The organism is Nocardia sp. NPDC051832, assembly GCF_040681285.1.
Taxonomy (GTDB): Bacteria; Actinomycetota; Actinomycetes; order Mycobacteriales; family Mycobacteriaceae; genus Nocardia.
Genome location: NZ_JBFAYL010000004.1, coordinates 79,016 through 100,473, shown reverse-complemented (window position 1 = coordinate 100,473; position 21,458 = coordinate 79,016). Strand labels below are relative to the sequence as shown.

Sequence of the window (21,458 nt, the reverse complement as noted above, 5' to 3'; positions counted from 1 at the left end):
GCTCACCCCCTGGGTCGCTGGCGGCCTAGCGGCGAGGTGCCCAGCGCACCGTCGGCGGACACGGTCAGCCGCCAGTAGCTCCCGGCCGGGTCCTTGAGCACGACACCGGCATCGGGCCGGTCGGAAAGCCAAGCGCCGCTGGATAATACGGCGGCGCGCACGGTGTTGTCGGGGCCCTGGGCCTGGAAGATGTCGGCGTCGCTGGCGCCGGCCCGGCCGACCATGGTCCCGGCGAAGAACGGCGTGCGCATGCTGTCGCGGCTGATCACCGTCCAGCCGTCGGGGAACATGCCGGGTTCCAGATCGTCGGTATTGGTGGAGATCAGGTTGATCGCGGTGCCTTCCGGGCAACCGGTGTGATCGACGCGAAGGTCGGTGGGCGCCTTGTCCATATCCTTGTCGAAGATGACGTTCGCCAGATACGGCTGGCGGCAGTAGATCAGATCCAGGCCGACCGTGCGGGCGGCGACCTTGCAATTGATCATGCCGAACTGCGACGGTCCGCCGCGCTTCAAATCTCCGATGGAGAGCGCGATTTCGGCCCCTTCGAACCACACATTGGTCAGCCACCAGTCGTTGGACGCGCCGTCGACGCGAATGTGGTTGACGGTGGTGCGCGGATCCCGGTCGGACACGAATTCCACATTGGTCATGGCCAATCCGGCATTGTGATCGTTGCCGGTGCCGAGCACGCCCACGTAGTTGCTGGTCAACTTGGACGAGGTCACGTAATTCTGAATGCAGGAAGTGACGATTCCGGTTCCGAAATTGTTGATGTCGCAGTTGATGAACGCGGTGCCGCCGGTGTCGCCCTCGAGCACCACCCCGCGCTGCTGCACGAACTTCGGATGGTTGTCGCTGAGGTGGTTGCCGCGCAGCACCACCGCGTCGAAGGAGCACCGGAAACAGTTGGATAGCAGCACAGCCGTGGAGGCCGGCCCGGACATGAAGATGCCGAGCCGGGAGAACCGCACCCGGTTCTGCTTGCGTAATTCGATGAGCACGACGTCGGATTCGCAGGTGATCAGCGAGACGTCGCCGCCGTCGCCGAGCACCGTCGCGTAGTCGGGCAGCTTCGGGAACGAGGTCACCCGGTATTTGCCCGCGGGCAGATACAGCACCAGCGACGCGTCGCCGACGTCCGCGGCCCGCGCGATGGCCGCCGTGTCGTCGGCGAGGCCGTCGCCGATGGCGCCGAAATCCTTGACGTTGCGTGCCGAGGGTGCGTCCGTCACGTGCGGCGACCGGAATTCGAGGCCGGGAGCATCGGAGGACGTACAGGCCGCCAGGGGTAGCGCGGCGGCAGCACCCAGCGCGGTGGCGAGCATTCTGCGGCGGCCGACACCATCACCGTCTGTCATCTCCGTGTTGTCTTCCCCATCAACCGTTTCAGGCCGTTGCCCGGCTTGCTGTACGCTACCGCGCCGGAAAGCCGATCGGCACCGAATGTGGCGACAGCGCCGCGCAATTGGGGGATATTGGTGGCACCGAGTTCGACAATGCCCAAACTTTGCTCACACAGGGGTGCGACCGCGATCGCGTCCGCGGCGTGCGCCACCGGCGCCACCTCTACCAGCACATGGTCGAAATCGGTGCGCAGTTTGGCCAGGGTGCCGGCAAACCGGTCGGAGGCGAGCAGGTCGGGAGTCTGGCCGTCGACCGCGCCCAGCGGCAAGACCGTAAGCCCGGTTTCCGGCCACGAGGTGAGCGCCTCGGGGACGGGGGTCGAACCCCGCAGCACCGCGGCCAGGCCCGGGCTGGAGTCCGCCCGGGAACTGCCGGCGCCCGAGGTGTCGGCGTCCACGAGCACCACATTGCGCCCGGTGTCGGCGAACGATTTGGCCAGGCCCTCGGCGACTTCCGGGCGCGAGTCCGACCCCAGACTGGTCATCAGCACGGTGCTCGCCTCGCCGTCGCGCAGCAGCCGGGTCCGCAGCCGGCGGATCTCGCCGGGCGCGCCGGGCCGGCCCTCGTCGATGATGCCGAGAATCGGAATCCGGCCGCCCAGTACGCCTTCGAGATCATTGGACGTGCGCAGGGTCCGGTCGGTGCGATCGCGCAGGAACGCCGCCAGTCCGCCGAACGCGAGGCCCGCGAGCAGCCCGATCAGATAGATCCGGGTGCCCTGCGGTCCGGCCGGGGTGGTGGGCAGTTCGGCCTTGTCGACGACTTCCACCCGGGCGGCGGGCGCGGCGGTCTTCTCGATCGTCTCCAGTTCGCTGACCAGCCGGCGGAAATGCGCGACGACGGTGTTGGCCAGGTCGCGCGCCAGCTGCGGATTCTCGTCGGTGACCGAGATGATGATGGTGGCGGTGGCGGGCGGCGAGGACGCGGTGATCTTGCCGCGGACCTCCTCGACCGACATCTTGATGCTGAGGTCGTCGATGACGCGTTGCGCGACCGTGGCGCTGGTGGCCAGACCCAGGTAGGACCGCACCCGGCCCTGGGCGGCCAGTCCGCCCTGATAGGAGTCGTTGACCGAGGTTCCGGTCGCCATCGAGACGTAGGTACTGGTGGAGGCGACATAGGTGGTGGGCTGGCCGCGCAGGTATGCGGCGGACGCCACCAGGCACACCGCCAGCACGGCGACGATGATCAGCCAGCGCCGCCGCGCGATCTTCAGATAATCGGTCAATCCCATTGCGCGGAACCTCTTTTCCCTACAGATACAGCTGGAACGTTGGGGGCTGGCCGCAGCGGTTTCGCGCGCCGCCGGAATTCCTTGACAGCCAGATAGATCAGCCAGGCCAGCACGGCCGCCTGCAGGAATTTGCCCAGGTTCTCCATGCTGCCGAGGAAGCCGCGTTCGAACAGCGCCGAGGACCCGGTCATGGCCAGCGCCAGGATGACGAGCGGGAAAAAGCGCGAGTACAGCGCTTTCGCCCAGGCGAGCAGCAGCAGGAAAGTGAATCCGACACCCAGGACCACCCCGGCGTAGCCGCCGATCACATAGCCCTCGTTGATATTGCCCTCGGCCAGGGACACCGACACCTGGCTCATGTCCACCGAGGCGCCGCGGATGTCGTTGGCCCAGGCCACGCCCGATTGGAACTTCTGGACGCCGAGCAGCTGGCCGGGGATCAGGTTGAGCAAGCCGTGCCGCAACACCTCTTCGGAGGTCAGCCAGTAGTCCGGCCCGTGATAGTAGGCGTCGGTGGCGGCTTCGAGCAGATCGAAGCGCCGCAGGATGGACAGGAACGGCCGCACCAGCGCCGGATACTGCGAATCGGTCAGGGCGGCTTCGGATTTGGCGAACTCGGTGGTCTTGAAGGACTGTAGCCAGCCGAAGCCCAGGATGCCGACGACGCCGATCGCGCCGACGCCGTACGCCTTGGCGCGGTTCCAGCCCACGATCGCGAACCGCACCGCCACGGCCATCGCGGCGCCCAGGATCGGGGTCTTGGATTCGACCACCACCGTCCACATCAGTTCCACCGCGAGCAGTGCCCCGAGTACCAGCACCGTCGTCTGCTGCCGCGCCGGACGCAGGAAGATGATCAGTCCCATGGCCGCGATGGTCGCGAGAATGGTGACGAAGCTCAGGATCGGATTGGCGGTGCCGACATCGCCGGCCTGACCGACCGACCCGGTGGCGATCGTGGCGCCGCGTCCGAGCAGGCCCACGACGTACATGGTGGCCAGGGCGGGCACGAAGTCCGGGTTCGCGGTGAGCGCGGGCTCGGCGGGCACCGGCCGGCGGCGAGCCCAGAGCGCGTAGGCGACGACGAGCCCGGCATACACCCACAGCCCGAAGACCACGTGATCGAGCACCAGCGCCATCACGCGGTCGTAGCCGAGGTCGGCCAGGCGCGGGTCCGGCACATTGTCGCCGTAGTGGGTCTGGGGCTGCACGATCAGCAGCACCACCGGCCGCGCCACATACGACAGCGACCAGAAGGCAGCCTGACCGATCAGGAAAACCCGCGCAACGCCCGGAATCCGCAGTGCGGCAAGGACAATGGTGATCAGCGCGAGCGCGATCAGGACGACATCGGTGGCGGCGCTCATGAACCGCTCCGGCCCAGCGCGCCGACGATCTCCCGAGCCCGGTCCAGGTAGCGGTGCCCGTCGCCGCTGATCCGCTGGTAGCCGGCCTCGGCGATGGCGGCGGCCTTGTCCGGATGCGTGGCGCACCAGTCCACGATGCCGCGCAGTTCCTCCGGGCCGGTGAACAGGAAGCATTCGACGGTGTCGCGCAACAGTTCCGCGTGCTCGTCGGTGCGTTCGCCGACGAAAAGCCCGCCCGCGGCGGGGACTTCGAAGGTGCGGCAGGTGTGGGTGTCGCGGTTGCCGGAGTTGAGCAGCACCAGATTCGCGGTGATGCCCGCGACCACGGTGGAGTACTGCTGACCGTAGACCGGCCCGCCGACGGTCGCGCCGGTAGTGCGCAGTTCCGGTACCCGGCGCCAGCCGGGGCCGCGCACGAGCATCCGATCGCCGTAATATCTTGCGAGATCGACCAATTGGCCGCGGCGGTCCGGGCGGCACACCCCGATGAATCCGGCCAGATGCGCCCCGGTGCCGCGCCGCGCGGTGCGATGGTGCCAGGCCGGGTCGTAGGCGCTGCGCACGAACAGCACCCGGGCCGCGCCGCGCTGTTCGAGTTCGGGCACGTTGTGCCGCTTGGTGGTGACCACCAGATCCCATTCGGCTTCGTGCGCAAGGTATTCGGGGCTGATGTTCTCCGGGTTGGCGACGTCGTCGGGGCTGTAGTGGACCCGCAGGCGCGCCGGAGTGTCCAGCAGCCGCCGCTGATCCAGGTGCACGCCCTTGAACACGAAGAGCACGTCCGGCCGGAATGCCGCGGCAGCCCGGTCGATCTCGGCGTGCATCCGCTCGACCTGCCACGGCGCGCGCCGATCGGTGACCTTGGCGTACACCCACGGCGCCGAACCCCGGGCCGGGAGCGTCACCGGCGTCGAATCGACCACCACCACCTCGTGCCCGGCCTGCCGGAACCCGTCGGCGAGCGAGCGCGCGTTGCTGCCCACCCAGTCGTCGCCGATGTAGAGGATTCTCATGGCAGCCCCTCCTGCAACGGCGCGGTCACCGGCGCCGTGCGCTCGCGCACGATCAGCCAGCGCACTCGCACGAGATACCAGGCCGCGACGGTGAATTCGATGACGACCGTCCCGTAGATCAGCGTCCACACCGAATGCGTGCGGAAGGCGATCCCCAGCGCGACCGCCGCGACGCAGGTGCCCAGGATCGCCCCGATCAGCACGCCGGTGGTGTCCTGCCGCACCGGCAGCAGCGCGGTGGTGACGAACGAGGTCACCGTGGTGGCGGGCAGGATGAACACCTCCACCCGCAACAGCGCGATGGCCGAATCGAATTCGTCGCCGAACACCAGGTGGATCAGCATCGGCGCGGCCAGCCACACCACGCACGCCGCGATCGTCGCCGCGCCGACGCACAGTGCCAGCGCCCGCAGGGCGTGCCGCCAGAACTGCTGGTCGGTGCTGCGCCGGGCCATGCGGGGGAGCAGTGCGAAACCGATCGGGTCCAGGGTGGACTGGATGGCGCGGACCAGGCGATCACTGGCCGAGTAGAGGCCGAGCGCCACCGTGTTCAGCACCGCGGAGTAGACCGCCGCCGCGCCCTGCCCGTACAGGGTGACCAGCAGTCGCGAGGTGAGAACCGGTGCGCCCGTGCGCAGGACGCCCAGGAACAGGTGCGGCGGGGCCGGCTTGCCGTATGTCCGGATCGAATCCCACCAGGTCAAGGCCACCGTCGGAATGGAGGACACCAGCAGGCACAGCAGCGCCAGCTGCGCGCTCGGAAACCGGGGCAGCAACGCGACCAGCAGGATCAGATAGCCGATTCGCCCGACCGCCTGATACGCGGTGGAGGTGCCGAACCGGCCTTGGCCGATCAGCAGCCAGTCCTCCGAGACCGACCAGAAACCGCCCGCGAACAGGCCCAGCACGATCATGTCGACGGCTTCGGGCAGCCGGACCACCAGACTCAGCAGCAGGGCCGTGCCGAGCACGGCGAGGATGCTGGCCCGGATGGCGAGATAGTCGCCACGCAACTGGTTGATGTGCGCGTGCCGCTCCGCCCCGGTGCGCCCGTCGGACTCGTCGTGCACGCGCGCGGCGAGGAACTGGGTGATCCCGAGATCGACGAGCAGCGACCCGAGGAAGTACGACGACATACCGATGGCGAGCAGGCCCATGCCGTGCGCGCCGAGCACGCGGGCGATCAGCGGCACCGTGACAATGGTGATCAGGTACTGGCCGTACTTGCCGAACATGACGTAGCCGATATCGCGGAGTAGACCGACCGCGCCTTGCGAGCGGTGTGCCCCGCCGCCGGCGGGGCCGCGGACTTCGTCGGTTCTACGATGCTTGGGTTCAGTCATGGCGCAGGTGCTCCAGAAAAGAGGCGACCGTGCGCGCCGTCGCGCCGATTGCGAAGTCAACGGCGCGTATCCGGCCCGCCGCGGCGAGCTGGGTACGCAGATCAGGGTCCCCGAGCAGAGTGTCCAGGGCGGCGGTGAGCTGCTGCTGATCGCCGCCGGTGACGAGGAGCCCGTTGACTCCGTCGGCCACGATCTCCTCGGGACCGCCGGGCCCGGAAGCGATCACCGCGCAGCCGGCGTGCATGCCTTCGACCACGACCTGGCCGAAAGGTTCCGGCAGCACCGAGCAGTGCACCAGCACATCGGCGTCACGCAGGTACGGCCCGGGATCGTCCACATGGCCGGTGAACCGTACCGGCAGCGCGAGTTCGGCGGCGAGGCGTTCGAGTCCGGCGCGGTACGGCTCCTCGTCGAAGAAGGTGCCGCCGACCAGGAACACTTGGCGCGGTGGTGTTTTCGTCTCGGCGAGCGCGCGCAGCAGGAGATCCTGGCCTTTCCACGGGCTCAGCCGGCCGACGACCGCGACAACGGCGTCCTCCGGTTCGCGCTGCGCGGTGCGGGGCAGATCCGCGCCGAGTTCGACACCGGGATAAGCGACTACGGCGGGCTTGCGGCCGGTGGACAGCGTGGCCAGGGTGGCTTCGCTGTTGGCGAGGTACCCGTGTGCCACCAGCCGCCCGAGCAGCCGGATCACGAATGTCGGCAGCCGCCCGAAGTAGTCGGCCGCGATCCGATCATGGACCTGCCACACCAACGGGATTCGGGCCCGGCGGGACGCGACGATCCCCATCACCAGCGCCTTGGTGCTCTCCGCGACCAGGACATCCGCTTCGCGCGCCGCGCCTCCGACCGACCAACCCAGCCGCAGCAGCGCCACGAACCCGGCCAGCAAGCGCAGCGGCCCGGACCCGATGGTCATCGCGCGGCTGTCGAAGGCACCGCGCAGCACACGGGTTCGGACCCCGCGTCTTCGCATGCGCTCGACCATCGGCCCGTCCTCGGTATAGATCACGCTCGGTTCGAACTCAGGCAGCGCCCCGAGCGCCGAGACCAGCCGCATAGTGGCCAGCTCGGCGCCGGAGGGGGCGGCAGTATGCGCCAGGAATAGAACCCGAGTCATCGTCTGATATCCCGGTACATCGTCAGATGACGCTCTGCTGTGACATCCCACGAAAAACTTTCCGCGTGTGCCCGGCATTTCGCGGATTCGGGCAGGTCACCGCCGAGCGCGTTGACGATTCGTGCACCCAGCGCCGCGGCGTCGCCCGCCGGGACGACCAGCGAAGGGTCCAGTCCGCGAACCGAATCCGGTAGTCCGCCGCAATCGGTGACGATGGGCGCCCGGCCCGCCGCCAGCGATTCCAAGGCGATGAGTCCGAAGCCTTCCAGTGCGACGGTGGGCACGACGGTCAGTTCCGCCGCCGCGTACAGCGCGGTCAGTTCGGCGTCGTCGATGTGCCCGGCGAAGCGCACCGAATTGCCCAGAGGTGCGGCCTGGGAACGCAATTCGGCCTCCGCGGTGCCGGTGCCGACGATCACCAGCCGGGCCGCCGGGTGCGTGGCGAGCACTTCCGGCCAGCACCGCAGCAGATTGTCGATGCCCATGCGCCGTTCCAGCCGGCGCACGCACAGCACGGTCCGGAACTCGGCGTCGCTCGGCGGCGGTGCCGCGGTGAACCGGGACAGGTCCACACCGGGAGGTATCACCTCGATGCGATCGGCCGGAACCCGATAGTCATTACTGAGGACATCGCGAAAGTAGTGCGACAGCACCACGAACCGATCGGCCCGCTGATACCGCAGGCGCTCCACGAGATACTTGGCGCGCGTGGCGAATTCGCGTTGCCCGGTGAGCCTGCTCTCGGCCGCCCAGGGCCCGTGGAAGTGCACCACCAGCGGCAGCCCGCCGCGCCGGTCCACCGCGGCCGGACCGTACAGGCAGAAATGGCGGTCCAGCACGGTCTCGGGACGCAGGTCGCGCCGATCCAGGAAAGCGGTTCGGGCCCGGTGCAGCGTCGAACCGCCGACCGGTCCCCAGGATTTCGCGCCGGGCAGTTCGGGCGCGGCCCCGAAAGCCGCCGCGGAAACCGACGCTTCGGGATTGCGGGCAAGTGCGAGAAATAGGTCGGTAAAATACCGGTTCAGTCCCCCGGGGGCCGACGCGAACCATTCCGAACCCGTCATATGGACAGAAACAAACCCGGGCCCTGCCGACACCCCAGCCCCCTAATTCCCTCGCATCGATCGTCCCTGCGTGCGGACGTTTTCGCAGCACAATGCCGAACTAGCTTCCCGCGCAACAGTCTAGGTGAATGCGGCGCGCGCGGGTCCACAACAAGGGAGTCCGAGTACTCTGGCCTGCGAGAGCTTCGCAGGTGTAAATTGCACAGCGAGTTCGAGCTCGCTGGCGAGCCGACCCGCGGGGGGCCAGCGGGAGGATCGAAGACTTTGGGGACTGGAACGTCTGTGGCAGAGCGCACCGACGTCGCCGAGCGCGAAATACGCGTGCTCGTCGAGAACGGTGAGTACTGGCTGCGCAATCGTGGCGACATCGCGATGATGTCGGTCACCGTCGAACGGCTGCGCGCGCGCTGGCCGCATGCTCGCATCGGTCTGCTCACGCACCAGCCGGCGGTCCTGCGCGGACTGCTGCCCGAGGTCGAGCCGATTTGCGGGCCGGACTGGAGCTGGGGCTCCGACAGCTGGCTGACCCGCACCACCGCCACGAAACTGGTCGGTCCCGCCGCCCTCTGGTGGCGGGCGTCCACCGACGGCCCCAAGGATCGGCTGCGCGCCATGCGGTCCGCCGGCCGTAATGCCGCACCGGATCCCGGCGATGACATCGAGGAGATTCCAGAGGAGGAGTTCCCGGTGCAGATTCCCGACGCGGTGCGCGAGGCCTCGCTGGTCCTCGCCCTGGGCGGCGGCTATCTCACCGACGTCGACCGCTACCAGGCGCACCGGACCATGGATCTGCTGGAACACGCACGCGGACTGGGGATTCCGACTGCCCTGGTCGGTCAGGGTCTGGGCCCGATGCACGACAAACAGCTCTGGCGCCGGGCCGGTGAGGTCTTGCCGGGAGTCGACTTCATCGGTCTGCGCGAAGCCCGCCGCGGCCCGGAACTCCTCGCGCAACTGGGTGTTCGCCGTCAGCAGGTGCTGGTGACGGGAGACGACGCCGTCGAATTCGCCTACCGGCTGCGTGATCCCCGGATCGGCGCCGATATCGGCGTGTGCCTGCGCGTCGCCGACTATTCGAAAGTCAGTGCCGCCGCGCAGGACACCCTCGGCACCGTGGTGCGTGCCCGCTCCGCCGAGCTCGACGCCGGGCTGATCCCGCTGATCATCTCCGAATACGCCTCCGAGGACCGGCTTTCCACGCTGCCGCTGCTGGCGGGCGCGGAGCGCGCCCGGCCCCCGGTCGGCCGTGGCGCCAACGCCCATGACGTGGCCCGTCAGGTCGCGCGCTGCCGGGTCCTGGTGACCAGTGCCTACCATCTCGCGGTATTCGCGCTGTCCCAAGGGATTCCGGCCGTCGGCATCACCGCCTCGGAGTACTACGACGACAAGTTCCACGGCCTGGCCGGAATGTTCGGCGCCGGGCTGCGCGTCGTCCATCTCGACGACCCGGACCTGTCCGGTCAGCTCACCGGCGCGATCACCGAACTCTGGGACAGCGCGCCCGCCCTGCGCGACCCGCTACAGCAACGGGCGGTGGACCAAATAGATGCCAGCAGAGCTGGATTGGAGCGCGTCTTCGGATTGGTGGAGGACGGCCCGCTGCGCCCAGCGCAACGATTAGGGGGCTGAAATGTCAACGCTGTCCGTGGTAGTCCCGGCCTACAACGCCGGGCGCACCTTGGCGACCACCCTGCGCACCGTGCTGGAGCAGGACGTCGATTTCGAGTTGCTGGTGCTCGACAACGCCAGCACTGATGAGACCGGGGAATTGGCGCACTCTTTCGACGATCCCCGAATCCGGGTGCTGCGCAACGAGACCCTGCTGCCGATCGGGGACAACTGGAACACCGCGATCCAGGCGTCGACCGGCGAACTGGTGAAAGTGGTGTGCGCGGACGACGTGCTGCGCCCCGGCGCCCTGGCCGCGCAGCTCGAGGTCATGTCCGACCCCTCGATCGCCATCTCCTCCAGCCGTTTCGAGGTGATCGACGAGGCGGGGGAACTGCTGGAAACCGATCTCGGACTGCCCGGCCTGCTGGGCCGGCAATCCCCGCGGGCTCTGGCCCGGGCCATCGTCCGCCGCGGTCCCGCCGACTTCGGCCCGACCGCCGCGGGCATGTTCTATCGCTCGCATTTCGACAAGGTCGGCGGGCTGCGGGGCGATCTGGTCTTCCCGATGGATGTCGACCTCTTCGCCCGCGTCGCTTCATTCGGCGTCTTCTTCGGCATGACCGAGATCCTGGCCGCCTGGCGCAATTCGTCGTTCAACCTGTGCAGCCAGACTTCGACGGTGAGCAAGCTGACCGACATGCTGAAGTTCCACCACCGGCTCGCCGGCGACTATCCGGAGCTGGTCAGCCGCGGCGACGTGCTGACCGGCGACACCCGGCTGGCCCGCCAAGCCCTGCATCGTTTGCGGGTGCGCACCGTGGCGACGGTACGAAATCGCCCGGACCTCTTGTAGAGATCCGGGCGATGCCTTCGGTCATCCCGCGGCGTGCTTTTCCGCCGGGATCAGATGGTCCAGAGCCGTCCGTAGGTGATGACGGTGTCGCCGCCGGAGCTGGTCACCGCGACGAAGGGCCGAATGTTGGTCGGCCCCAGCACTCCGGTCACCGTGCCGTGGAACGCGCCGAGCCGGATGAACCCCTCATGTCCGGACACGGAGCCGCTGGCTACCTCGATCGTCTTGATGCCCGGCCCGAAGCCGACCTCCAGCTCGACCCCCAGGCGCGGAATCAAGCTGTCGATCTTCAGTACCGAATCGTCGCCGAGGTCCAGACCCAGACCCGGTGTCGAATATTCGAACCGGAGTCTGCCGTTGAGCGTGGCCGGGAACCCGACCTGGTAACCGATGGTGATCTTGCCGCTCCACTTGTCGGCGTTCGGGCCGGTGATGCGGTAGGCCGCCTCGCCGTGATGGAACCATTCCCGGGTCAACGGGTTTCCATCCAGCGGCGGCACGAAATCGATGCGGGTATCGGACTGGATCGCCTCGACCGTGCGCGAACTCTGGTCGACGATACTGTTGCTACTGTCGATCGCCGCGGCGGCCGACCCGTTCCCGATCGCCAATCCTGTTGCCAGGACCGAAGCCAACGCGAACATACGCACACTCCGAGCCCGGAGCTTGGTTTCCCTCATCTGAATCCCCTTTATATCCCCGCGCCCCGATGAGCGCCTGACGGTCAAGCGCGCGAGGCAACATTCCATCGTCCAGCTTCATCAGGGTGACAGTAAATAGTTGGTGTCATATCAACAGATCTGAGCCGAGCGAGCAACAAATCCGCTGCGACGCAGCGAATTCAGGGCGATCATACTCCTTTCACTGGTCCGTCCGGGTCGTCCAGAAACCATCGGCCCGCGAGTTCTGGAAAGCGCTCGCGGACCTCGGGTAGCAGGTCCGGAAGCGTCAGCAAGACCGAATCCGGCCGCGCCGCGAGCAATTCGGCGGGCGCGACGATCGGAACATCGGTGCCGGGCATGCGGCGGCCCTGCTTGGCCGGGGACGCGTCGGCCACCGCGGTGAGCACGCCGCGGTGCACGCCGGCGAGGCTGAACAGCGCGACCGCGCGCGATGCGGCGCCATAGGCGTAGACCCGAAGCCCCTGTGCGGATTGCGATTCCAGCCAGCCGCGCAGTGCCACGGCATGGGTGTCGGTGACCTGTTGCAGGCGGCGCAGCCCGTCGAGATCGAGCGGCCGGGACTCGGCCGCCAAGACAGCGCGCACGGAGTCGTCGGGTTCGGCGTCGCCGTGCACCGCCGCCAGCAGTACGGTGCCGCCGTAGAGATCGAACTGCCAGGCGGCGACGACGCTCATCCCGGCGTCTGCCAGCAACCGCAGCAGCGCCGCCAGCGAATAATAGGCAAAATGCCCGTGCCGCAACGCATTCCATTGACCGGAAGCCACGATGGTTGCCAGCGAGTGGTATTGCAGCAGCAGCATCCCGCCTGGCGCGGTCGCCGCCGCGCGGTGGGCGAACGCCGCGCGCTGGTCCGGTTCGTGCATGATCCCGAAGCAGTCGAGCACCACGTCCGCGGCGCCGCGCACCTCGCGGAACCCGCGCGCGGTAAGCAGCGGCACCCAGGTCCCGCCGTGCGGGCTGCCGAACTCCCGGACCGTCTGCCCACGCAGCAGCCCGGACACCCGCTCGACCGCGGCGGAAGCCTGATCCCGCAAGGCTTGTGGTTCCACCCCGCGGGGCTCCTCGGCCCGGGTGTCGTCCTCGGCGAGCTGTGCGAGCCCGCACTCGAGGCAGATGTCCATGCGCAGCGGATGCGCCGTCTCGTCCGGCCCGACCGGCGCGGCAGCGGGCGGAAAGTGGTCGGCCGCAGGCACTTTCCCCAGATCCAGGACCGGTCGCAGCGCGTCGCCGCGGCAGCCTCGGCAGACAATCACCACGGTTCCCCCTTGCTCATGCGACGATGACCCGGTGCGTATCGAGCGATGCGATCTGGCGGATGTCCTGCTGTTGATCCCACAGCCCCACCGTGACGATCGCGGCCTGTTCACCCGGACCTTCGACGCCGAGATCTTCGACGACTACTTGCAGGCCCCCGGCACCGCCGCGAGCTTCGTGCAGGACTCCCAATCCCGTTCGGCGCGGGGCGTCATGCGCGGCATGCACGGCCGCTCCGGGCGCGGCGAGGCCAAGCTGGTGCGCTGTGCCAACGGCGCCGTGCACGACGTTCTGGTCGACATCCGCCCGAATTCGCCGAGCTTCGGCCGGCAGCAGGCGTTCCGCCTCGACGACATCGACTTCCACACCCTCTACGTGCCGCCGGGGTTCCTGCACGGCTTCCAGGCGCTGTCGGTCTACGCCGATGTCTGCTATCGCATCGACCGCCCGCACGACCCGGCCGAGGACCTGGGCGTCGCCTACGACGACCCGGACCTCGGCATCGAGTGGCCGATGCCGGTGAGCATCGTCTCGGCCCGCGACGCCGCGGCTGGGAGCTGGGAACATCTGCTCAGGACCGTGTGGAGGGGCTGAGTCTGCGCATCGACTCGTCCAGCACACCGCGGTCGCGCAGCTGCTCCAGATGCGCGAGCCGGGTGAAGCGCTGAAAGAAGTCTTCGCTGGTCAGTCCGCGCGCGGTGTACTCCTGAGCGAGCTGGGCCGCGCCCGCAGGCACGCTCCACCAGGCCTTGAAACCGAGCTCCCGGCGCGCGGCCGAGAAGTCGACCCGGTAGGAGCGCGGGTCCGCGCCGCTCTCACCGGTGATCAGCAACGTGGACCCGGGCACCGCTTCCACCACCGCCTCCGCGATCTGCGCGACCGTCAGGTTGTTCTCCTCGGTGCCGACGTTGTACGCCCGGCAGTGGATCGCCTCGATCGGCGCGGTGAGGCAGGCGGCGAACGCCCACGCGATATCCCCGGCGTGCACCAGCGGCCGCCACGGGGTGCCGTCGGAGAGCACCTTCACCTCGCCGGTGAGGACCGCGTAGCCGACCAGATTGTTCAGCACGATGTCCGCGCGCAGGCGGGGCGAGAAACCGAAAGCCGTAGCGTTGCGCAGGAATACGGGGGAGAAGCTGTCGTCGGCGATGGCCGCGACGTCGTCCTCCACCCGCACTTTGCTCTCGGCGTAGGGCGTGAGCGGACGCAGCGGCGCGTCCTCGGCGACCAGGTCCGCGCCGCCGGCCCCGTATACCGAGCAGGTCGAGGCGTACAGGAAGCGCCGCACGCCGGCCGCTTTCGCCAGCTTCGCCAGCCGCACCGAGGCGTGGTGATTGATGTCGTAGGTGATCTGCGGTGCCAGCGCGCCGAGCGGATCGTTGGACAGCGCGGCCAGATGGATCACCGCGTCGAAGCCTTGCAACTGCTCCGCGGTGACATCACGCAGATCCACCGCGATCCCGGGTGGATCGCCGGGTAGCTCGCCGAGTACGCAATCCTCGAAGTATCCGGTGTCCAACCCGACCACGTCGTGGCCCGCGGCGCGCAGCACCGGGACCATGACCGTGCCTAGATATCCCTGGTGTCCGGTGACCAAAACCCGCATTCACTTGCCTCCCAACGCGATAACAGCTTTCTCCACGACGAACGCTTCGGCGTGCTGGGCGTGGCACTGCACCCCGCGCAGCCGGGACAGCCCGGTGAACGCCTGTTCGTCGAACCAATCCCGGCCGGCCTGGGACGGGTAGTGCTTGTGCAGGAGCCGCGCCTTCTCCTCGGCGACTTCGGTGGTCACCGGATGGAAAACGGTCGGCCGCGGGGTATCGGTCTCCCACTTGAGGATCTCGTAGCCCAGGATCAGGTGATCCCGGAACTCCGTCGGCGCCAGCTCGGCGAGCAGCCGATGATCCTGGTGCGCGTCCTCGCGATGCGGCGCGAACACCAGATCCGGATCGGTGCGGTCGCGAAAAGTACGCAACGCGTTCTTGATTCGATCCCAGTGCGCGGGCGCGCGGCCGTCGGGCACGTCGAGTACGGTCAAGGTGAGGTCGGCGTCCGGGCAGAAGGCCCGCAACGCCGACAGCTCCTCGTCCGCCCGCGGCGTCCCGGCGCCGGAGAGCACCAGCGCGCGCACCCGCAGGCCCGGCGTAGACCGGGCCAGGGTGAGCAGAGTCGCGCCCATGCCGATCGCGATATCGTCGCAATGCGCGCCGAGCACCGCGATTTCCGCCACGGGCGCGGCGGAAAGCGACATCACCTGTGCTGCTCCCACACCATCCACGGCCGCTTGCCGGTGCGGTAGGCGTCGTCGAGTTCGGCGCGTTCCTTGAAGGTGTCGGCCGGTTTCCAGAAGCCCAGATGCTGGTAGCCGAACAGCCTGCCCTGGCCGGCCAGCGCGCCACAGGCGTCGGCCACCAGGTCGCCGCCGCGCGGCAGCAGGTCGAAGACCTCCTGGGTGAGCACGAAGTAGCCGCCGTTCTCCCACAGCGGCATCCGCGAGACCGGCATGATGTCCTTGACCTCGCCGTTGGGGGTGAGATCCACGCAGTGGAACGACTGCTGCGGCGGCACCACCATCATCGAGGCGGCGGCGCCGGACTCCTCGAACTTGCCGATCATCGTGTCCAGCGGTGCGTCGGTGAGCACGTCGGCGTAGTTGGCCAGGAAGCGCTCGTCGCCGTCGAGGTAGGTGCGCACCCGCCGGAGCCGTTCGCCGATGGCCGATTCCACGCCCGTGTCGACGAAGGTGATGGACCAGTCGCTGATGTCCTCGCGGAGCAACTCGACCTGGCCGTCACGGATGACGAAGTCGTTGGAGACCGACTCGTCGTAGGTGCGGAAGAAGTTCTTGATGTGCGTGGCGCCGTAGCCCAGGCACAGGATGAACTCCTTGTGCCCGTAGTGGGCGTAGTAGCGCATGACATGCCACAGCAGCGGCCGCGGACCGACCAGCTGCATCGGTTTGGGCAGCAGGTCGGAGCCGTCGCGCATCCGCATGCCGTAGCCGCCACAGAAGAGCACTACCTTCATTCGTCTTCCCTCCCCGGGAAATGGGTGATTCCGGTGGACCCAGCACCGGTGGATTGGTCGGCGTTGACCGTAAGGTCCGCGTGATGCACTGTGGGCAGCGGATACACGAGCTCGCCGCCCCAAGCACCGACATGCCGCAGCTGCGCGGTGATCTCGGTTTCCAGGTTCCACGGCAGCACCAGCACCACATCGGGCCGGTCCACGTCGATCCGCTCGGGCGCGTGGATCGGAATCCGCGTGCCGGGCGTGAATCTGCCGTGCTTGTAAGGGTTTCGGTCGACTGTGTACTCCAGCAGGTCCGGGCGGATCCCGCAATAGTTGAGCAGCGTGTTGCCCTTGCCGGGCGCGCCGTAACCGACCACTCGTTTTCCGGCGGCGCGCATGTCGAGCAGGAACCGCAGCACGTCCTGCCGGACCTGCTGAGCGTGCGGGGCGAAGCCGGCGTAGCCCGCGGGGGAGTGCAGGCCGGCCGCGCGCTCCAGCGCCAGGACTTCCTCGACCGAGGCGTCCGGTTCGGCGACCGCGTCCGGCCGCGCCCACAGCCGGATCGAACCACCGTGTGTGCCAAGCAGTTCCACCTGGACCACGGTCAACCCGGCGGTCGCGAGCGCGCGCTGCGCCGCGAGCACCGTGTAGTACTGGAAATGCTCGTGGTAGATGGTGTCGAACTGGCCGAGCCGAATCAGGTTGTAGGCGTGATGCACCTCGATCGAGAGCCAGCCGTCGTCGGCCAGCAGCGCCCGCAGCGACCGGGTGAAGCCGCGCAGGTCGGGGACGTGGGCGTAGACGTTGTTGGCGACCACCAGGTTCGCCGGCCCGTGTGCGTAGCGCACTTTCGCCGCCGAATCCTCGTCCAGGAACGCGGTTTCGGTCGGCACGCCGGCCGCGCGGGCCGCGGCCCCGACATTCACCGAGGGCTCGATGCCCAGGCAGGGGACGCCCGCGGCGACCAGGTGCCGGAGCAGGTAGCCGTCGTTGCTCGCGGCTTCCACGACGAAAGACTCGGATCCCAGGCCCAGCTTCGCGATGGCCTGCTCGACGAAGGATTCGGCGTGGCGCACCCAGCTTTCCGAATACGACGCGAAATACGCGTACTCGGTAAATGTTTCCTCGGGGGTGATCAGCGCGGGGATCTGCAATAACAGGCAGTTCTCGCAGAGGCGTAGGTGCAGTGGGTAGGTCGGCTCGGCAAGATCGAGTTCCGCCGCCGTCAAGAACTTTTCGCACGGCGGTGTGGCACCGAGGTCGAGCACGCTCGACACCCGCTCGGAATCACACAGTCGACAACGCATGCAGCACCCACCATCGCCGGAGAAGTTTCTACGCCCGGCGCATCGCCGGCACGCCCGTTAGTTCGACCCGATCCAGTGAGACGTTACAACGAATGCCCTGCTTGGCGGGGGCGAAATCAACTGGGAGGTAGCGGGTTCCGGACGAGTTGGGGGTGGTTCTGACCGGTAGCATACCGACCGCTACCCCGATACCCACCGCACCCAGCCCCTATTGCCTAGGGGCTTCGGACCGCCGAAGATCTGTCACCAGGCCATTTCTCGCGCGAAGATCATTCTCCGTGGGGGAGTAAACCGACCGGCCGAATTTTAGCTACCCTACGGAATACTCTGCGCCCCAGATGAATCCGTAGGTGAACCCGATTGTGTTCTGTAACAATTACCGGTTGGCCGCCGAATGACCGAACACCCCAGGCGGTTGATGCTTGCCGCGGGGACCGATCGACGGTGATCGGGGGTGACAATTCTCTCTCCCAGGGGGAGGTGCGTGTTCCATGAGCTTCGAGCTCACCGACGACGACGATCTCGAGGAATCGAGACGCTCGCGAATCGTGCCGCGTTCGGATCGTGAACGCTGGCAGGCTGAGTATGTAAGGCGCTTGGGCGCAACGGATTTCGCCGTCATCGCGGCTGCCGTCGGGCTAGCGCAGATCATCCGCTTCGGCGGTCCGGCGGCCGAGCCGCTGGCCATGCCGCTGCCCTACGAAGTCGGCTACACCGTGGTCTCGGTGCTGCTGGCGCTGGCCTGGATGGTTTTCCTGGCCAGCAGCAATACCCGATCGCCGCAGGTGGTCGGCAGTGGCACCGAGGAATACCGGCGCCTGGTCTCGGCGACCCTGCGGCTGTTCGGCCTGATCGCGATCCTGTCGCTGATCATGCATGTCGAATTTGCCCGCGGGTATCTGGCGATCGCGTTGCCGCTCGGCCTGTTCGGGCTGATGCTCAGCCGGCTGGGCTGGCGGGTGCACGCGCGCCGGCGGCGGCGCGAACGCGGCGAGTACCTGGCCTCGGTGCTGGTGGTCGGTTCGCCGGCGGCGGCCAAGGCGATGGCGGTCGCCTTCTCCGAGGACCCGGCCTCCGGGTATCGCGTTGTCGGCGTGTGTATCCCGGACGGTCCCGCCTCCACCACCGAATACGCCCTGGCGGCCTCGGGGCGCAGCTTCTCGGTGGTCGGGGACGATCGCTCGGTGCTGGAGGCGGTGCGGCACAGCCGCGCCGACACCGTCGCGGTGACCGCCACCGACTATCTCGGCCCCGCCGAACTGCGCCGCATGGCCTGGGAACTCGATCCGCTCGGCGTCGAGCTCATCGTCACCCCGGGCGTCGTCGACATCGCCGGCACCCGGCTGACCAACCGGCTCGTCGCGGGCATGCCGATGCTGCACATCGCCAAACCCCAGTACGACCGCGCCAAGTCGACCGGCAAAGCGGTGTTCGACGTCTGTTTCGCGGGCGGTGTGCTCCTGGCCATCGCGCCCGCGCTGCTGACGATCGCGCTGCTGGTGAAGCTCACCAGTTCCGGACCGGTGTTCTACCTGTCCGAGCGAATCGGGCGGGGCGGCAAGCCCTTCCAGATGATCAAGTTCCGCAGCATGTACGTCGGTGCGGAGCGCGAAGCCGCAGCACTCATCGAGCAGCAAGGCGGCAACCCGCTGAACTGGAAGATGAAGGAAGATCCGCGGATCACCCCGTTCGGCAAGGTGATCCGCAAGTTCAGCCTGGACGAACTGCCGCAATTCCTGAACGTGCTGCGCGGCGACATGAGCGTCGTCGGGCCGCGGCCGCAGGTGCAACGCGAAGTCGACACCTACGACAAGGAGATTCGCCGCCGGTTGCTGGTCAAGCCGGGAATCACCGGGCTGTGGCAGGTCAGCGGGCGTTCGGATCTCAGCCCCGAGGACTCGGTCCGGCTGGACCTGTCCTATGTCGAGAACTGGTCGATGGTGCTGGATCTGCTGCTCATCGCGCGCACCATCAGCGCGGTCGCCAAGGGCGAGGGAGCGTACTGATGATCCTGGTCACCGGCGCGGGCGGGTATCTGGGATCGGTGCTGGTGCCGCGGCTGCTCGCCCTCGGGCATCCGGTGACGGCGGTCGACCCGGGCTACTTCGGCGACGTGCTGGCCGCGCATCCGCGGTTGCGGATCCATCGTGGGGACGTGCGGCACCTGGCGCCGGCGCTGCTCGACGGGGTCGAGGTGGTGATCTCGCTGGCGGCGATCAGCAATGATCAAGCCGGGCGGTTGAATCCACGCTGGACGACCGCGGTGAACGAGACCGCGGTCGCCCGGCTGGCGGGGCTCGCGCGCGCGGCCGGGGCCCGGCTCTTTCTGCACGCCTCCACCTGCGGGGTGTACGGCGCGGCCGATGTGCTGCTGGACGAGTCCGCGCCGCTGGCACCGCTGTCGGAATACACCCGGTCCAAAGTCGCCGCCGAGCAGGCACTTACCCGCGCGGCCACGCCGGAATTCCGGACGGTGTCGCTGCGGCTGGGGACGCTGTGCGGGCTGGCGGCGCGGATGCGGGTGGATCTGGCCGTGCACAACATGACCCACCACGCGCTTACCCAGGGCGCGGTCGGGATCGACGGGGAGGGCGCGCAGTGGCGGCCGTTCCTGCACGTGCGCGACGCAGCGGCCGCGTTCGTCACCTGCCTGGACCTGGCGCTGGCGCACGCGGTCTACAACGTCGTCGGGCAGAACATGCGGGTGCGCGATCTGGCGGAGCTGGTGTCCAAGCAGTTCGACGGCATCGACGTGCGCAGGCGCAGCAGCACCAACGACAACCGGAATTATCGCGTCTCAGGTGAGCTGTTCACCGCCGAAACCGGTTTCGCCCCGGCGTATTCCGTGGCGGACGCGATCAAGGAAGTGCGGGGGTATCTGGAGATCCCGGAGCAGCTCGCGGCGGTGCGGGAGGCTCGTTTCTCGACCGCGGCCACCATGGAACGCATCCTGGTCACCCCGGCGATCGCGGGCGGCGAGCCCGTCCGGCGCGAACCGCTTCCGCTGGCGGTGCCGCTGATCGGGGCCGCCGAGGAAGCCGAGGTGCTGGATACGCTGCGCTCCGGGTGGCTCACCACCGGCCCGAAAACCCAGCGTTTCGAGCGGATGTGCGCGGATTACCTCGGAGCCGGGCACGCCATCGCCACGAACTCCTGCACCGGGGCGCTGCACGTCGGGCTGGCCGCCGCGGGGATCGGGCCCGGTGATGAGGTGATCACCTCGCCGATCACCTGGCCGGCCACCGCGAATGTGATCGTGCACCTCGGTGCGACACCGGTTTTCGCCGACGTCGAACCCGATACCGGCAATATCGATCCGGCCGCGGTGGCGGCCGCGGTGAGTCCTCGAACGAAAGCCATTGTGCCCGTGCATCTTGCCGGTCAGCCGTGCGATATGGACGCGCTGGGCGCGCTGGCCGGGAAGCACGGCCTGCTGGTGCTGGAGGACGCCGCCCACGCCATCGGAGCGGAGTACGGCGGCCGCAAGATCGGCCGGCTCAGCGACCTGACGGCGTTCAGTTTCTATCCGACCAAGAACATGACCACCATCGAAGGCGGTCTGCTGGTCACCGAAGACGACCGCCTCGCCGACCGGGCCCGGATGCTCAGCATGCACGGCATCAGCCGCGACGCCTGGAAACGGCACTCCGCCACCGGATCTCCGCACTGGCAGTTGTTCGAACCCGGCTACAAATACAACATGCCCGACATCTCGGCGTCGCTCGGCCTGCACCAACTGCCGCGTCTCGATGACTTCATCCGGGTGCGCGCCGGCTACGCCGCACGCTACGACGAACACTTCGCCGACCTGCCCGCGATCACCACGCTGGCCCGGCGCGCGGGTTCCCGGCATGCCCATCACCTGTACGTGATCGCTCTCGAACTCGATCGCCTGGCGCTGGACCGCGACGAGTTCATGGCCGCGCTGCGCGCCGAAAACATCGGCAGCGGAATTCATTTCAACTCCCTGCACCTGCAACCCTACTTCCGTTCGCGCGGCCTCACACCCGACGCCTGCCCGAACGCCCGCGACCTCTCCGGCCGCATCCTCTCGCTGCCGCTCTACCCCAAGATGTCGCTCGCGGATGTCGACGACGTCGCGGCCGCGGTCACCAAACTCGCCCGCACCTACCAGCGCTGATCTGTACCGCGGTTTGCGGTGGTCGTCAGGGGGAATTTCGAACCCC

General features: G+C 68.1%; 18 protein-coding genes. 5 read left to right on the top strand and 13 right to left on the bottom strand.

Features of this window, described 5'->3' with window-relative positions; all coding sequences use genetic code 11:
• Positions 1-2: 2 nt before the first annotated feature.
• Genes AB0M14_RS26080 through AB0M14_RS26050 form a run of 7 tightly spaced genes read right to left on the bottom strand, consistent with a single transcriptional unit; the run spans position 3 to position 8,548 of the window.
• Entirely contained in the window at positions 3-1,361 is a 1,359-nt protein-coding gene (locus AB0M14_RS26080; protein WP_364999280.1) for a glycosyl hydrolase family 28-related protein, read from the bottom strand.
• Positions 1,358-2,641, bottom strand: coding sequence for a protein tyrosine kinase (locus AB0M14_RS26075; protein ID WP_364999278.1), 1,284 nt, complete (start codon positions 2,639-2,641; stop codon positions 1,358-1,360). The genes AB0M14_RS26080 and AB0M14_RS26075 overlap by 4 nt, the downstream gene beginning before the upstream one ends.
• Positions 2,632-4,008 (bottom strand): hypothetical protein, encoded by a 1,377-nt coding sequence (locus tag AB0M14_RS26070; RefSeq protein WP_364999277.1) that lies wholly within the window; start codon positions 4,006-4,008, stop codon positions 2,632-2,634. The genes AB0M14_RS26075 and AB0M14_RS26070 overlap by 10 nt, the downstream gene beginning before the upstream one ends.
• On the bottom strand, positions 4,005-5,021 hold the full coding sequence (locus AB0M14_RS26065) for a glycosyltransferase (RefSeq protein WP_364999275.1): 1,017 nt from the start codon (positions 5,019-5,021) through the stop codon (positions 4,005-4,007). The genes AB0M14_RS26070 and AB0M14_RS26065 overlap by 4 nt, the downstream gene beginning before the upstream one ends.
• Complete coding sequence (locus AB0M14_RS26060; protein WP_364999274.1) at positions 5,018-6,364, bottom strand: oligosaccharide flippase family protein; 1,347 nt, start codon at positions 6,362-6,364, stop codon at positions 5,018-5,020. The genes AB0M14_RS26065 and AB0M14_RS26060 overlap by 4 nt, the downstream gene beginning before the upstream one ends.
• On the bottom strand, positions 6,357-7,484 hold the full coding sequence (locus AB0M14_RS26055) for a glycosyltransferase family 4 protein (protein WP_364999272.1): 1,128 nt from the start codon (positions 7,482-7,484) through the stop codon (positions 6,357-6,359). The genes AB0M14_RS26060 and AB0M14_RS26055 overlap by 8 nt, the downstream gene beginning before the upstream one ends.
• On the bottom strand, positions 7,481-8,548 hold the full coding sequence (locus tag AB0M14_RS26050) for a glycosyltransferase family 4 protein (RefSeq protein WP_364999270.1): 1,068 nt from the start codon (positions 8,546-8,548) through the stop codon (positions 7,481-7,483). Before AB0M14_RS26050 ends, AB0M14_RS26055 begins: the two co-directional genes overlap by 4 nt.
• Before the next feature lie 282 nt (positions 8,549-8,830).
• Between AB0M14_RS26050 and AB0M14_RS26045 the strand changes: the two genes are divergently transcribed.
• Together AB0M14_RS26045 and AB0M14_RS26040 are read left to right on the top strand one after the other, a co-directional pair.
• Positions 8,831-10,177, top strand: coding sequence for a polysaccharide pyruvyl transferase family protein (locus tag AB0M14_RS26045; RefSeq protein ID WP_364999269.1), 1,347 nt, complete (start codon positions 8,831-8,833; stop codon positions 10,175-10,177).
• Position 10,178: 1 nt separating this feature from the next.
• Positions 10,179-11,012 carry a glycosyltransferase family A protein gene (locus AB0M14_RS26040; protein ID WP_364999267.1) on the top strand — a complete coding sequence of 278 codons (834 nt, stop codon included), beginning with the start codon at positions 10,179-10,181 and terminating at the stop codon, positions 11,010-11,012.
• Between the two features lie 50 nt (positions 11,013-11,062).
• On the opposite strand, the gene AB0M14_RS26035 is transcribed toward AB0M14_RS26040, so the two are convergent.
• Both AB0M14_RS26035 and AB0M14_RS26030 read right to left on the bottom strand, forming a co-directional pair.
• Entirely contained in the window at positions 11,063-11,692 is a 630-nt protein-coding gene (locus AB0M14_RS26035) for an MspA family porin (RefSeq protein WP_364999265.1), read from the bottom strand.
• 170 nt (positions 11,693-11,862) lie between these two features.
• Complete coding sequence (locus AB0M14_RS26030; protein WP_364999264.1) at positions 11,863-12,951, bottom strand: methyltransferase domain-containing protein; 1,089 nt, start codon at positions 12,949-12,951, stop codon at positions 11,863-11,865.
• Positions 12,952-12,982: 31 nt separating this feature from the next.
• On the opposite strand from AB0M14_RS26030, the gene rfbC reads away from it, so the two are divergent.
• Positions 12,983-13,543, top strand: coding sequence for a dTDP-4-dehydrorhamnose 3,5-epimerase (gene rfbC / locus AB0M14_RS26025; RefSeq protein ID WP_364999262.1), 561 nt, complete (start codon positions 12,983-12,985; stop codon positions 13,541-13,543).
• Here the strand turns inward: rfbC and AB0M14_RS26020 are convergent.
• From AB0M14_RS26020 to AB0M14_RS26005, 4 genes are read right to left on the bottom strand one after another with little or no spacing between them, the layout of a single operon-like run.
• Positions 13,521-14,555, bottom strand: coding sequence for an SDR family oxidoreductase (locus AB0M14_RS26020; protein WP_364999261.1), 1,035 nt, complete (start codon positions 14,553-14,555; stop codon positions 13,521-13,523). The two genes, rfbC and AB0M14_RS26020, sit on opposite strands and share 23 nt — an antisense overlap.
• Positions 14,556-15,203 carry a PIG-L family deacetylase gene (locus AB0M14_RS26015; RefSeq protein ID WP_365000480.1) on the bottom strand — a complete coding sequence of 216 codons (648 nt, stop codon included), beginning with the start codon at positions 15,201-15,203 and terminating at the stop codon, positions 14,556-14,558.
• Positions 15,203-15,979, bottom strand: coding sequence for a glucose-1-phosphate cytidylyltransferase (locus AB0M14_RS26010; RefSeq protein WP_364999259.1), 777 nt, complete (start codon positions 15,977-15,979; stop codon positions 15,203-15,205). The genes AB0M14_RS26015 and AB0M14_RS26010 overlap by 1 nt, the downstream gene beginning before the upstream one ends.
• A complete protein-coding gene (locus AB0M14_RS26005) occupies positions 15,976-17,271 on the bottom strand; it encodes a class I SAM-dependent methyltransferase (protein WP_364999258.1) in 1,296 nt (431 codons plus the stop codon). The genes AB0M14_RS26010 and AB0M14_RS26005 overlap by 4 nt, the downstream gene beginning before the upstream one ends.
• Positions 17,272-17,762: 491 nt before the next feature.
• Between AB0M14_RS26005 and AB0M14_RS26000 the strand changes: the two genes are divergently transcribed.
• A complete protein-coding gene (locus AB0M14_RS26000) occupies positions 17,763-19,277 on the top strand; it encodes a sugar transferase (protein WP_364999257.1) in 1,515 nt (504 codons plus the stop codon).
• Positions 19,277-21,412 carry a bifunctional SDR family oxidoreductase/aminotransferase class I/II-fold pyridoxal phosphate-dependent enzyme gene (locus AB0M14_RS25995; protein WP_364999255.1) on the top strand — a complete coding sequence of 712 codons (2,136 nt, stop codon included), beginning with the start codon at positions 19,277-19,279 and terminating at the stop codon, positions 21,410-21,412. Before AB0M14_RS26000 ends, AB0M14_RS25995 begins: the two co-directional genes overlap by 1 nt.
• The last annotated feature ends 46 nt before the right edge of the window (positions 21,413-21,458 follow it).

What these genes read in the sequence shown, in the direction of transcription:
- AB0M14_RS26080 (WP_364999280.1), bottom strand. Translation starts at nt 1,361, where the DNA reads ATGACAGACGGTGATGGTGTCGGCCGCCGCAGAATGCTCGCCACCGCG.
- AB0M14_RS26075 (WP_364999278.1), bottom strand. Translation starts at nt 2,641, where the DNA reads ATGGGATTGACCGATTATCTGAAGATCGCGCGGCGGCGCTGGCTGATC.
- AB0M14_RS26070 (WP_364999277.1), bottom strand. Translation starts at nt 4,008, where the DNA reads ATGAGCGCCGCCACCGATGTCGTCCTGATCGCGCTCGCGCTGATCACC.
- AB0M14_RS26065 (WP_364999275.1), bottom strand. Translation starts at nt 5,021, where the DNA reads ATGAGAATCCTCTACATCGGCGACGACTGGGTGGGCAGCAACGCGCGC.
- AB0M14_RS26060 (WP_364999274.1), bottom strand. Translation starts at nt 6,364, where the DNA reads ATGACTGAACCCAAGCATCGTAGAACCGACGAAGTCCGCGGCCCCGCC.
- AB0M14_RS26055 (WP_364999272.1), bottom strand. Translation starts at nt 7,484, where the DNA reads ATGACTCGGGTTCTATTCCTGGCGCATACTGCCGCCCCCTCCGGCGCC.
- AB0M14_RS26050 (WP_364999270.1), bottom strand. Translation starts at nt 8,548, where the DNA reads ATGACGGGTTCGGAATGGTTCGCGTCGGCCCCCGGGGGACTGAACCGG.
- AB0M14_RS26040 (WP_364999267.1), top strand. Translation starts at nt 10,179, where the DNA reads ATGTCAACGCTGTCCGTGGTAGTCCCGGCCTACAACGCCGGGCGCACC.
- AB0M14_RS26035 (WP_364999265.1), bottom strand. Translation starts at nt 11,692, where the DNA reads ATGAGGGAAACCAAGCTCCGGGCTCGGAGTGTGCGTATGTTCGCGTTG.
- AB0M14_RS26020 (WP_364999261.1), bottom strand. Translation starts at nt 14,555, where the DNA reads ATGCGGGTTTTGGTCACCGGACACCAGGGATATCTAGGCACGGTCATG.
- AB0M14_RS26015 (WP_365000480.1), bottom strand. Translation starts at nt 15,203, where the DNA reads ATGTCGCTTTCCGCCGCGCCCGTGGCGGAAATCGCGGTGCTCGGCGCG.
- AB0M14_RS26010 (WP_364999259.1), bottom strand. Translation starts at nt 15,979, where the DNA reads ATGAAGGTAGTGCTCTTCTGTGGCGGCTACGGCATGCGGATGCGCGAC.
- AB0M14_RS26005 (WP_364999258.1), bottom strand. Translation starts at nt 17,271, where the DNA reads ATGCGTTGTCGACTGTGTGATTCCGAGCGGGTGTCGAGCGTGCTCGAC.
- AB0M14_RS26000 (WP_364999257.1), top strand. Translation starts at nt 17,763, where the DNA reads ATGAGCTTCGAGCTCACCGACGACGACGATCTCGAGGAATCGAGACGC.
- AB0M14_RS25995 (WP_364999255.1), top strand. Translation starts at nt 19,277, where the DNA reads ATGATCCTGGTCACCGGCGCGGGCGGGTATCTGGGATCGGTGCTGGTG.